The sequence below is a fragment of the Melghirimyces algeriensis genome (genome assembly GCF_900182565.1).
Taxonomy (GTDB): Bacteria; Bacillota; Bacilli; order Thermoactinomycetales; family DSM-45169; genus Melghirimyces; species Melghirimyces algeriensis.
In genome coordinates this window covers 86,683-99,166 of record NZ_FXTI01000004.1, presented here as the reverse complement: position 1 = coordinate 99,166, position 12,484 = coordinate 86,683, and the positions used below count along the sequence as shown (strand labels likewise).

At 42.9% G+C, this 12,484-nt stretch carries 9 protein-coding genes; 4 read left to right on the top strand and 5 right to left on the bottom strand.

What is annotated here, in order from left to right; all coding sequences use genetic code 11:
- Nucleotides 1-254 precede the first annotated feature (254 nt).
- Entirely contained in the window at nucleotides 255-1,637 is a 1,383-nt protein-coding gene (locus FN782_RS07575) for an alanine/glycine:cation symporter family protein (protein WP_142505179.1), read from the top strand.
- A gap of 62 nt (nucleotides 1,638-1,699) precedes the next feature.
- On the opposite strand, the gene FN782_RS07570 is transcribed toward FN782_RS07575, so the two are convergent.
- On the bottom strand, nucleotides 1,700-2,812 hold the full coding sequence (locus tag FN782_RS07570) for an aminopeptidase (RefSeq protein WP_142505178.1): 1,113 nt from the start codon (nucleotides 2,810-2,812) through the stop codon (nucleotides 1,700-1,702).
- A 102-nt stretch (nucleotides 2,813-2,914) separates the two neighbouring features.
- Between FN782_RS07570 and FN782_RS07565 the strand changes: the two genes are divergently transcribed.
- Entirely contained in the window at nucleotides 2,915-3,412 is a 498-nt protein-coding gene (locus tag FN782_RS07565) for a GAF domain-containing protein (RefSeq protein ID WP_142505177.1), read from the top strand.
- 627 nt (nucleotides 3,413-4,039) lie between these two features.
- Entirely contained in the window at nucleotides 4,040-4,438 is a 399-nt protein-coding gene (locus FN782_RS07560) for a hypothetical protein (protein ID WP_142505176.1), read from the top strand.
- Nucleotides 4,439-4,482: 44 nt separating this feature from the next.
- Here FN782_RS07560 and FN782_RS07555 read toward each other — a convergent pair whose 3' ends face one another.
- Nucleotides 4,483-7,254 carry a DNRLRE domain-containing protein gene (locus FN782_RS07555; protein ID WP_142505175.1) on the bottom strand — a complete coding sequence of 924 codons (2,772 nt, stop codon included), beginning with the start codon at nucleotides 7,252-7,254 and terminating at the stop codon, nucleotides 4,483-4,485.
- A gap of 105 nt (nucleotides 7,255-7,359) precedes the next feature.
- Between FN782_RS07555 and FN782_RS07550 the strand changes: the two genes are divergently transcribed.
- Complete coding sequence (locus FN782_RS07550) at nucleotides 7,360-8,661, top strand: DUF3238 domain-containing protein (protein ID WP_185956126.1); 1,302 nt, start codon at nucleotides 7,360-7,362, stop codon at nucleotides 8,659-8,661.
- 340 nt (nucleotides 8,662-9,001) lie between these two features.
- Here FN782_RS07550 and FN782_RS07545 read toward each other — a convergent pair whose 3' ends face one another.
- The 3 genes from FN782_RS07545 to FN782_RS07535 form a co-directional block, all read right to left on the bottom strand.
- Entirely contained in the window at nucleotides 9,002-9,910 is a 909-nt protein-coding gene (locus tag FN782_RS07545; protein ID WP_185956125.1) for a hotdog fold thioesterase, read from the bottom strand.
- A gap of 127 nt (nucleotides 9,911-10,037) precedes the next feature.
- Nucleotides 10,038-10,805, bottom strand: coding sequence for a 3-hydroxybutyrate dehydrogenase (locus FN782_RS07540; protein WP_142505172.1), 768 nt, complete (start codon nucleotides 10,803-10,805; stop codon nucleotides 10,038-10,040).
- A gap of 28 nt (nucleotides 10,806-10,833) precedes the next feature.
- Nucleotides 10,834-12,258, bottom strand: a complete 1,425-nt coding sequence (locus tag FN782_RS07535; RefSeq protein WP_142505171.1) for a GntP family permease — start codon at nucleotides 12,256-12,258, stop codon at nucleotides 10,834-10,836.
- Nucleotides 12,259-12,484: the final 226 nt, after the last annotated feature.

The following is a 12,484-nucleotide window of genomic DNA, read 5'->3' as shown; positions in this document are numbered from 1 at the left end:
ATCAAATTCCCATTTAAATTATACCAGTCAGGAGGAGATTACCACAAAAGTAGCAGACAAAATGAGGGAGAGGAGTGATTCCCGTCTCCCTACCTTTACCTTCCAGCAACATACTTGAACCTGTCACTACTTCTTCCTATGGTATTGGATACATTATCCTGTTAATTAATTAAAGGGTTTTATAAGAATGTGTCGAAAATGTGATAACAGGTAATCATAAATCCAATCATAAAATCGAAGAAGGTGATGATCCCTTGTGGAAATCAGTTGAAGAAACACTTCTTACCTGGATTGGCGAAGTGAATGGGTATGTATGGGGATGGCCCACCCTGATCCTGCTTGTGGGTACCGGAATCTTTCTGACCTTACGGTTGGGTTTCCTTCAGGTCCGTACATTACCCTATGCTTTAAAGCTCGTCTTTTCCCGTAATAAAAAGGATGAAACCGCCAAGGGAGACATCTCCCACTTTCAGTCTCTGATGACAGCTTTGGCGGCCACAATCGGAACCGGTAATATCGCAGGTGTGGCCACCGCCGTAGCCACTGGTGGACCGGGAGCCATCTTTTGGATGTGGATCACGGCTCTATTTGGAATGGCAACCAAGTATGCAGAAGCCATTCTGGCGGTAAAATATCGAACCACCAACGAAAAGGGGCAAATCTCCGGAGGCCCGATGTACTATATAGAACGAGGGCTGGGAATGAAATGGCTGGCGATCCTTTTCGCCTTGTTTGGTTCCATTGCTGCCTTCGGAATCGGAAACATGGTTCAGTCCCACTCCGTCGCCAGCGCATTGACAGAGGTTTCCGGAAACGCCATCTCACCTGGTGTTACAGGACTGGTTCTGGCAATCCTGACCGGATTGGTTCTACTGGGTGGAATTCGCTCCATCGGCCGGATCACTTCCTTTGTCGTTCCCTTCATGGCTGTGTTTTATATCTTGGGTGGAATCACAATTATCCTGCTTAACATTGATGCTGTTCCTAAAGCCTTCGCCCTCATATTTGAAGACGCTTTCACCGGACAGGCCATGGCCGGTGGTGTGCTTGGACAAGTAATCAAGATGGGGGTAGCTCGTGGTCTATTCTCAAATGAAGCAGGGCTTGGATCGGCTCCTATCGCTGCTGCAGCCGCCAAAACCGACCATCCTGGACGGCAAGCGCTGGTTTCCATGACCGGGACCTTTCTGGACACGATTGTTGTCTGCACGATTACCGGACTTGCCATTGTCATGACCGGAGCCTATGATAATAAGGGTTTGGAAGGACCGCAGATTACCGTGGCTGCCTTTGACACCGTTCTTCCCACCATTGGCGGTCTCATTGTCTCCATCGGGTTGATTCTGTTTGCCTATTCCACGATTTTGGGATGGTCCTACTACGGTGAAAAATGCTTCACCTATCTGTTCAGCGACAAAACCGCCATCTTCTACCGGACTGTATTTGTTCTTGCTGTGTTTATCGGTTCCATGCAACAAATCGATTTGGTCTGGACATTATCAGATACCATGAATGGACTGATGGCACTTCCCAACTTGGTCGGACTCCTATTCCTGTCTAGCGTGGTTGTTTCCGAAACGAAAGACTTCCAAAAAATCGTGATGCAGGAGAAATTAAAGGAAAAGCAGACCTCGTAAGACAGATAAAAATCCCCGTTTGAATGATAACGGGGATTTTTTTACGTTTGCTGATTGAATGTTTACTTCAAATTTTCCGGATTTAAAGGCTCCAGATCAGAAACGGTGAAAAGACCATCTTTACGGATGAGTTCGCCGTCAAAATATATTTCACCGCCACCATAATCGGAACGTTGTATATTGACAATATCCCAGTGGATCGCTGACTTGTTACCATTGTTGCATTCTTCATACGCCCGGCCCGGAGTAAAGTGGAAACTTCCATTGATTTTTTCATCAAACAACGTGTCCAGCATCGGATGATGAATATGTGGGTTTACTCCCAAGCTGAACTCTCCGATATAACGGGCTCCTTCATCCGTATCCAGAATATGGTTCAGTTTTTCTGTGTTATTGGCAGTCGCTTTTACAATCTTTCCGTTCTGAAACTCAAACCGAATATTTTCAAATGTCGTTCCCTGGTATACACTGGAAGTGTTATAGGTTAGCACACCATTGACGGACTCCCGCACCGGTGCCGTAAAGACTTCGCCATCAGGGATATTGGCCTTTCCAGCGCACTTGATAGCTGGAAGTCCTTTGATGGAAAAAGTAAGATCCGTTCCCGGTCCCTTGATATGAACGTGGTCCGCTTTTTCCATCCGTTCCACCAGTGGCTTCATCGCTTGATCCATCCGTTGATAGTCAACTGTGCAAACATTAAAGTAAAAATCCTCAAAAGCTTCCGTACTCATTCCTGCCAGTTGGGCCATTGATGGATTGGGATATCGGAGAACCACCCACCGGGTGTTGTTAATCCGCTCATTATGCACCACTCGATGATACCGCTCTGTATAAGCTTTCATCTTATCCGGTGGTACATCGGCCAATTCGTTGATATTTTGCCGCCCCCGAATCGCTACATAGCAATCCATATCTTGCATCCGGGCCAGATCATACTTGGCAAGTAAATCCATATGTTCCTCTGATGTAAAAAGAAGTTGTCTACGAAGAAGGGCATCATGATTTAACTGAACCAAGGGATACCCTCCTGCCTGAAACACCTCATCAATCAAGGCACGTGCCAGTTCATCCCGCCCTCCGAACAAGTCTACAAGAACCTTGTCACCCTGCTTCACTTCCATTGAATACTGAACCAATAAACGGGCCAAATCACTCACTCTTGCATCATGCATTTTTCATACCCCTTTATTATGTACTCAACGCTCATTCTACCATTTGTCTGCAGAGGTAAAAAGCTTTAAAATGGGGAAACAATGATCACTGGGGGGATAAACGTGTTTCAGTTAAAACAGGAGAACGGTAACCGGGAAAAACGCTATCAAAGCTTATTGAGCCAAGCACAAAATCTTTTACAGGATGAACGCGACGGGATCGCCAATATGGCCAACGCCGCCTCTCTCTTATATCACACGCTGGAAAAGGTGAATTGGGCGGGGTTTTATATCCTGCGGGGAAATGAACTTGTCCTCGGCCCTTTTATGGGACTTCCGGCCTGTATCCGCATCCCTGTTGAAAAAGGTGTATGTGGAACTGCTGTCAAGAAACAGGCGACTCAACTGGTTCCCGATGTACATCAATTTCCTGGCCACATCGCTTGCGATGCAGCTTCCCGGTCCGAAATCGTGGTTCCTCTGTGGGCCAACAATCAAATCGTGGGAGTATTGGACATTGACAGCCCAGAGCCCAATCGATTTGATACAACCGACCAAGAATATCTTGAAGATTTCTCCCGGATTGTACAGGAAAATATTGATTGGTCCACGATCAAATAAGGGGTTTTGAAAACCCCTTTAAAAGTTCATAACAAAATCAAGGAGAGGGGATTTCCGTCTCCGCATCTCTTTCCTCCAGTAAAGAAGCGATATGAGTCCGCTCCCCCCCTCCGACCCCAACCATTCAGCGGACAAAATATCCGCTGAATGGTTGGTACCTTTGGGGGTTCTGCTGAGGCGTCGGAAAAGGATGCTCCGCCGGAAATCCCCCTCTTTTTTTCACTAGATCTCTATGGGAGTCGGAAACCCCTTAGTTCACTCCATATAGATTCGATACGCCCGGCGGATCTCTTCTTTCATCCATTCCGGATAGGGAGCGGTATGCAATGCTTCCAACTCCGTCCATTGAAAAGAATCATGTTCTGCGCTCAACTCAACTGTTCCAACGGGGTCTCGACATAATGAGATGCTTCTTATCCTAAAGATCATCCACAGATGTATGCCTTCCTTCACTTCCCGATCAAGTGCCTCCATCAACAGGATACGAACCTATGATCGGGTGATGGGAAGAAAAAAAGAACCCTCTCCTGACTGGATAAGATCAACTAAGCAGAGAGGGGAGTAGTCTCTATAGCAGTCGGATATAAAATGTAGATATATCATCTAATCACATAAAGGAGGTAGGATGTGAGGTACAAACTGTATGATTTTTTCATTACCTGGGGATTGTTCATGTGCTTTTTTATAGGAAGTTTTGTGTGGGAGCGAATTGCAGTTGACCCCATAAGTGAAACTTGGGGAGACGTCTTTGTATACTGCCTTGCCGCAGCATTTTATAGTGGAATTGCGCTTTCATTGTTTGGAATCCCCGTCTCGATTTTGTCCGATAAAATTACGAAAAAACTCCCCATACGTCCCTTTTGGGCTTTTCTTATCCACACAGGCCTTGCATTTGGAGGGGTTATCCTTTTAACATACGGTAATCATGGAAGTACAATGTTGTCTTCTTTAAGTGCCATACTAGGAACAATTTTTTGGTTGGTGGATGAACTTATAAAATGGAAAATAGGATACGCGAGAAAATAACTCAATAACAAGAAAAACCATCATTAGGTGGTTTTTCTTGTTATTTAATCCGGAATATACTGATCCAAATCATTTTCAAGCTCTGAGCTAATTGAATCAGTGCCTCCCGGAATATACATGTAATTCAATGGGTTATCCTTATTATCGTACAGATAAACCATCACAGGATCTGACAGGCTTGTTTTATTGCTAATTACTGTAACTCCTCCCTGTATGGCCGTTAGAGAGCTACTCGTTAACATTCCTTGAAAGGTCCATCCATGAGTTACAGTTACATGATCTGGACGAAGCCAAAAGTGATATAAGGAATTTACGTTACCATTATAACGACTTGCGCCCCTTAAATCTTCAACATTACCATATTTATTTAAAGTGGTGATTACGCTATCGTCTATAGATCCAGTTTTCCCCACAACATAGAGGGTTTCAATTCGGGGATTTCTTTTTAAGAAATTCCTCGTAGCGTCTGGTATGGAGCTAGTTTTCACCAAGAGAATAGGAAGTCCCATATTTCCAGCTAAGCTGGCATGACTTAAAGCATCTTCAAAGTTTTCTCCAGTCGCAATAAAAGCACCCGTAGTCTCTGAATTATTGTCTGAATTTACTACTCGTTCTGCGATCAGTGGAGGCGTATCATAACGAGTTGTTCCCCAAATTCGTTCTATATTCTCGACTCCTAATGCCGGCAGTTCATTAGCTTCAATTTCGTCTGAAACTGAACCAGGCCCTCCAATAATAATCACTTTTTCAGGCGCAATTCGTTGAATTTCAGACTTAGTTACTGTAGATAAAGTAGTGGGATCCGTTAAAAGTATAGGGGCTTTCTCTTGAGCAGCTAGTGGAGCGGCACTCAACCCATGAACCCAAGCTTGATCAGAGGTTAGTAAAACCGTCTTAGGTTTGTATCCTAAACTGCTAATCTCTTTACTTACGCTTACAGAAACTTCAGCTGGCGTTCTACCGTCTAAACGTTTAACTCCAGGTGAGATTGGATTATAAAAGTCTAATACCTCATTGGACTTCTTCATTGCATTCAAGGTAACTACATTGGGTCCTTCTGTTAATCCCACTGTTTTTGAAAACACACTGGTTAAGGAAATTGGGGCATCAATACCTTTCGTTAAAAAAGCATTCTCTCCATTGGTTGTCCCAGAAAATTTAGTGCTACTAGTACCTTTACTCAATCTTGGAATGTGTTGAGAAGGCTCAGAAACGGTTAACGTGGGCAATGTACTGATATTATTCTCTATCCCAGGTAGCCCTGTTAGATGGTATGAATACGAAACATCCTTACTGGAGGTTGTATTTACTTCAAAATAATATTTGCCAGCAGGTAATTCGTCTCCGTTAACAAACTCTTTGAACTCGGGTTCCTCCTGATAAAGTAAGTAATTAACACTTGAATTTTCATGGTTTGCTACCACATTTACCGTTCCTGTTCCGGTCGTAGATAGTTGGTACCGATGCGTCCGAAATTCATTCACCTTTCCCTTATATTCAATGCCATCCAGCGCGTAGTCAACGATCAACTTTGGCCTTTTGCTAGTATTATTCAAATATTCACTAGAGAAATAAGATTTTCTGTTCTTGGATTCATCTTGATGACGGACAGAAATCCCATAGTTAGCTGTTTCTCCGTTATACCATTGTCTTACAAGAGAAGTGAGGTCAAATTCGTACCAGCCAGCGTCTGTCGCGTTTTCTGTCGTAAGTACATCCCCGACAGTAGGTTGGTTATTCCAGGTTATTGTTCCCTCGTTCCAGCTTTTGGTCACAGGATGTATATTTTCTTTCTCAGTTGTACTAGATATATTGGTTTGCCATAAGTGCAACCGAGCAGACGATATTTTTGCCCCTTTGATCCCTATTAGAGAGTTCAAGTCAAATTGAAGGAAAGATCGACTGATTCCATGGTCAGGGTTGTTTCCAACTGTCATATAAGTAGCACTACCATAGTTTCTAGATTTCTCTGTATCATTTAAACTCCCCACAAACGCATCCTGGTTTGTCGATTCTGCTTGTAATTCAAAAACCTGATCAACACTTACTGGATAGGATCTTTTCTTATCTTTTAACCACGATTCGTCCAAAATAAGATCTAGATAGGTTACACTATTCTCTTTCCTCAATTTATACTTGGCCCCATCTGAATAACGAAGATTTTTATCAATCATAGACGGACGAGACGCTTTTATGATTAAATCCCCATTCGAATTCAAAAAGTGTATTGAACCATCCGATTGCATTTCGGGTTTCAAAGCTTGTGTGTCTATACGAAAACTGAACTTTTCTTGCCCATTATATCTGTCTATTTTCCACTCTTTCTTAACCCCATTACTTCCTGTGTAAAAGATAAGGTCCACATTTTGATAAACATCGGGATAGGTAATTTGATTTCCCTTGTATTCTGCTACTGTTGGTTTCACATCTTTCAACAAGTCCAGTTCAATAGTATATTTACCTCTTTGAAAACGGAGGACTTTCTCATTTTGACTGTTTTGTGCAAACCCGACACGGTATCGGTTTCTTTTATTTTGATACGGGAGATCCTTATCTACTGCGTTTTGAGTCTGAACTGTTGAAATGCTGTTATCAATCTCAACCATTCGACCATCTTTTTCATAATGGATGGGTTTCATATAATGAACTGACCGATATGTACCCCCTCCCATGAAATAAGTCTTTGAATTCGGAGTTCTGAGCTCTACTAACTCGTGGCTTTCCTTATCTGATAGGCCATAAATAGTTGGAGGCATTGCAACGACTACCAACAATCCAAAAATCAAAGTAAAAACCAGATATGTTCTTTTTTTCATTCCTGTTTCACGACTCCTCCCATTATTATTTTTAATTTGAATTTTATACCATTTACTATTATAATGCTTTTAAAAGGAAAATTACAACTTTTTCGGGAGGTTAACATGAGAAAGCTACTCATAGTTACTGTAGCAATGTGTCTAGCTGTTACTACTTTCTTCGTACATAGAGAACTATCTGCCAATCCAAAGTTTAAAGTAAAACACAGTAAATATGATGCCGGAAAAATACAATTGAAATGGGAAAATAGGCAATTTGTAGAAATTATTATGGATGACAAAAAAATATGGGAAGGTAAAGGAAAAGAATTCTCCCTTGATAAACTGAAACCTGGATATCGTCACGAAGTAAAGGTTGTAAACAAAAACGATTCCGGAAAGGTTAATGATGTTGTAGTGTTATATATTGCAACCCCTCCTAATCCTAAGGAAAAAAAGATAATGAAAGAAAAATATAAAAACGATGCTGCAAATGTCTACTTAAATGCTGAAGTAAGTATAGACTCAGTGAAGTTAAATTGGTCCGGACACATTCCTGACAGTGATGGAGTTTATGATGTCTTTCGTAATGGTAAAAAAATCGGGGAAACAAGGACCAATTTTTTCACTGACACCGAAATAAAACCCAAACAGAGATATCGCTATGAAATTCTTGGTAAAAAAAAGCTTCACCAAACGAAAATCGAAGAAGTGCAATTAAAAGCCAAGAAGCAAGGGATTAAAATAAAAAAAGAAGATGAACCACATACTTATTACACAGATTATTCCGTTGGAAAATACATTGAAACCTTGTCCACCAATTTAGAATCTGAAGCCAAGATCCAATCACCCGTCTATGCTCCAGGTTACATGGTTCGCTACAATACCTTCATTCCAAATAAACTTGTTAAGAACCCTTACAGAAGGGTTAGTAAATATATTGACGGTGTTTATTACTTTGGTGGGGATAATCGAGGGTTTAATTTCTTTGGATCGTACAGAACCCAAACAGATATGATTGTTACCTTTCATCCTGAAGGAACAAGATTTGATTCTTCCAGAAGACGAATAGGCACATCAACGTTTTATAATAAACATAAACGACTTCTTTTTAGGGACAGAGCGGATAACAAAAATATACGTCTTGATTATAAACACGTTGGTAGTGACAATGTTAGTTATCGACTGGAGCATGAAGCTGAAATCCCTTACAGTGAGCTAACCTCTCCAGCGATTGATTATGATTATGATGCGATCATTTATAAAAATGGTAACTTAAGCATCTCAGGTTGTCATGATCGAGCCCCATCTCATGAGATCTATATTGCAACCTATCCTGGGGATACCATCCGAGAAATTTATAGACACTCAAATCAAGGGTTTAAATACCTTTTTGGCTTTCCCCAAAAATGCTTTGATATGTGGTAGAGAGTAATTATAGGGGTAAATATTTGAATGTTCAGTAGGGTGAGCAAGAAAGATGTACCTTGAATTTCAAGATATTTTTTTATTTTCCGCAACCAGCATTGAAAAAAAGAATCTTTACTGATCCCGAAACTCAACAACGGATCGTGGCGTGAAAGAAATTGACCACATTTCAAAAACCAACAGGGGAAACAATGTCAGACAAACTCTTGATTTAAAGGAAAATAAGAGGCAGATTAGCGGGAAGACAATGATCAAAAATATCTAGAAGATTTCTCCTGGATTGTACAGGAAAATATTGATTGATCCACGATCAACTAAGGGGTTTTGAAAACCCCTTAGTTCACTCCATATAGATTCGATACGCCCGGCGGATCTCTTCTTTCATCCATTCCGGATAGGGAGCGGTATGCAATGCTTCCAACTCCGTCCATTGAAAGGAATCATGTTCTGCGCTCAACTCAACTGTTCCAACGGGGTCTCGACATGCAAACTTGATAATAATGAGATGCTTCTCATCCTGAAGATCATCATAGATGTATGCCGGTCCCACCACCTTGATCTGAAGCCCTGTCTCTTCCTTCACTTCCCGGTAGAGTGCCTCCATCAACGGCTCGGACGGCTCCAATCCGCCACCGGGAAAATCCCAACCATGTGTATCTTTTGCGCTTCGTTCCGCTTTGGATTTACGGAGAACCAACACCCGTTCCTCATCAAAAATAATAGCCTTGGCTGCGATCTTATACGGTTTCTCCACTCCCCGATCCGGGGATGATTCGCTTTGACGGAAAAACGTACCTGCTGCGCGAGCGATCGTCTTTCCCTGTTCATCTTTCACCTTGGTTTCCAGAACAATGATGGTTTTTCCTTTTTTAATGACCTCTGTATAAGATGTTAACCACCCTTTATTCGCCGGTTTCAGAAAGCTCACATTCAGATCCAACGTAACCGAACGGCGGGATTCACCCATTGCTTGAAACACCGTGGAACCCATCGCTGTATCGATAAATGTAGCCATGATCCCCCCGTGTAACATTTGATATCGGTTTTTCAGCTCATCCGTAACGTACATTTGATGCCTATATACTTCTGTCCCTTCTTCAACCCCCAGGGACTGAAAGTTCATCATTTCCTCAATGTAGGCCAAAGGACTTACACGCGTCCGTTTCAATGCCTGCATTTGTTTGTGTATGGTTGCCAACTCATCTGATGTTAAATCGTTCAATTCATTCAACAGTTTTTCCAGTGTCATATCTTTTGTCCTCTTTTCCACATCATTCATAGAACCATCCCATACACAGTACCATAAACCTGCACTTTGGAAAACCGACAGCAAATCTCATGAAATAACCGCTGACCTTTTGTCAGCGGTTATTTCCTTACCATCCTCCCGAAACGCTGATTCCTTCTCCGGTTATGGAAGAAGCTCCGTCGGAAGCAAGATAGAGGGCACACGATGCTATTTCGTTCGGTTTGATAAAGCGCTTCAGAGCCTGCTTATGAAGTAAATGTTTGTTTAAAGCCTCCTCTTTTGAAATTTCCTCTTCTGCTGCCAAATGCTCCAGTTGGTTTTGAACCAGTGGAGTATTCACCACCCCCGGCATAATTGCATTAACGGTAATCCCATACTCTGCTGTCTCCAATGCAACAGTCTTCGTCAAGCCCATCACTCCATGTTTGGCGGAGATATAGGCTGCTTTCAAAGGAGATGCCGTTTTTCCATGAACGGAGGAAATATTGATAATCCGTCCATACCGTTGTTTTTTCATTAATGGAACCGTATATTTCGTCAAGAGAAACGGTCCGGTAAGCATGACACCAATCAATTGATTCCACTTTTCAAGGGGAAAGTCTTCCACCTTGGCGATATACTGCAATCCAGCATTGTTGACGAGTATATCCATTCCTCCGTAGTCAGACGAGATCCGATCGATCAACCCTTTTACCTGCTCTTCATCCGCCACATCCACACCATAACCAGCTGCATCGCCTCCCGTCTCCTTTGCAATCCGCTGTGCAGCCTGAATGGCCTCCTCTTCCTTTAAATCGGCAATCACTGTGTGAGCCCCTTCTCCGGCAAAAGCCTCAGCGATACTGTACCCGATTCCTTGAGCCGCTCCTGTCACCAAAACCGTACGTTTTTTCATCCCGTTCACCCTTTTTACTGATTTTGTTTTACACCCAACCCGTCAGAAAAGCCAGCAGGATAACCCCTGGAACAGCCAATGTCTTAATGACCGTAATCGCAAAAATATCCGGATAGGACTGACGATGGGTCAAGCCACAAATCGCTAGCAGTGTAATCACCGCGCCATTATGGGGGAGCGTATCCATCCCTCCTGCTGACATGGAAGCGACCCGATGCAACAGTTCAGGGTCCACCCCCACAGAGTGAGCCCATGTCAGGTACTTTGCTCCCATGGTATCCAAAGCGATACTCATTCCACCGGAAGCCGAACCCGTGATTCCGGCGAGGATATTAATGGATAAGGCTTCTGAGACTAACGGATTGGCATTCATATGCAACAAATAATCGGCCACGGTTTTAAATCCAGGCAATGAAGCGATCACATTCCCAAATCCCACTTCAGAAGCTGTATTCATAATTGCCAAAAGAGAACCGGCTGCTCCCGCAGTCAGTGTCCGAGACAGGTTCAGTGTTGAATCTGTTCCGTTTTCCTTTAGGAATTCCCGATTTTGCTTCCAATAGATACAGCGAATCAACACAGCAAAAGCAATCCCTGAAAGGAGAGCCAAAATTAATGACCAGATTCCCAACACCTGTTTGATATCCAACCCATCATACTGTTGGATCACGGACTCCGGATACCAATCGGGCAACACCACATACGTAAACAGGGCATTCCCGCCAAGAACAAGCAGAAGGGGGATCAGAGAGAGCCAAACAGAAGGTAAGGTTTCTGCTTCAAACACCTCCGGTTCATTGATTGTATGCTTCCCGTATCCTTCCCCGCGATTCATGAGCTGGCTTTTTCGTCGGTATAACCACCACAAACCCAAACCTGCTACAAACAATCCACCCGCCGTTCCCAGAATAGGTGCAGCAAAGGCTGTGGTTTTAAAGTAAGAGGTAGGAATGATATTTTGAATTTGCGGACTTCCTGGAAAGGCATCCATCGTAAATGTAAATGAACCCAGGGCAATCGTCGCCGGAATCAACCGCTTTGGAATATTTCCTTCCCGAAACAAAGCGGCAGCAAAGGGATAAACGGCAAAAGCCACCACAAACAGACTCACCCCTCCATAGGTCAGAATGGCACAGGTAAGTACAACAGCGAGAATCGCCTGATTCCGTCCAAATGTTCCTGTCAGACCTTTTGCAATGGAACGCGCCGCCCCACTGTCTTCCATCACCTTTCCAAATACCGCCCCCAACAAGAAAATGGGAAAATACAGCTTGACATACCCCACAGCTTTCGCCATAAATACCTCTGTGTAAGTTGGCAACAGAGGATACCCTGCCATCCATACCGCCAACAAAGCAAAAAGTGGAGCGAAGAGAATCACAGGAAAACCACGATATGCCATAAACATCAACAAGCCCAATGCAATAAAAATACCCAGAACATCCACTACGATCTCCCCCTTTCTGCGATTTTCAATACACCCGTTAAAAAGAGCAAATATTGTACCAATTCATCCTGGCCCATGCCTCGTTGACCACTTCCAAGATATTGGACGGAAATAGAATTCGAAACGAAAGTAGCCATGAAAAAGACAGAAAAAATGTCCAATATTATGGACTTTCATCCAAAAATATGGACACCAAGACAAGAAAAAAATAAGACAACCTACGAATGTTTGT

What these genes read in the sequence shown, in the direction of transcription:
- FN782_RS07570 (WP_142505178.1), bottom strand. Translation starts at nt 2,812, where the DNA reads ATGCATGATGCAAGAGTGAGTGATTTGGCCCGTTTATTGGTTCAGTAT.
- FN782_RS07555 (WP_142505175.1), bottom strand. Translation starts at nt 7,254, where the DNA reads ATGAAAAAAAGAACATATCTGGTTTTTACTTTGATTTTTGGATTGTTG.
- FN782_RS07550 (WP_185956126.1), top strand. Translation starts at nt 7,360, where the DNA reads ATGAGAAAGCTACTCATAGTTACTGTAGCAATGTGTCTAGCTGTTACT.
- FN782_RS07545 (WP_185956125.1), bottom strand. Translation starts at nt 9,910, where the DNA reads ATGACACTGGAAAAACTGTTGAATGAATTGAACGATTTAACATCAGAT.
- FN782_RS07540 (WP_142505172.1), bottom strand. Translation starts at nt 10,805, where the DNA reads ATGAAAAAACGTACGGTTTTGGTGACAGGAGCGGCTCAAGGAATCGGG.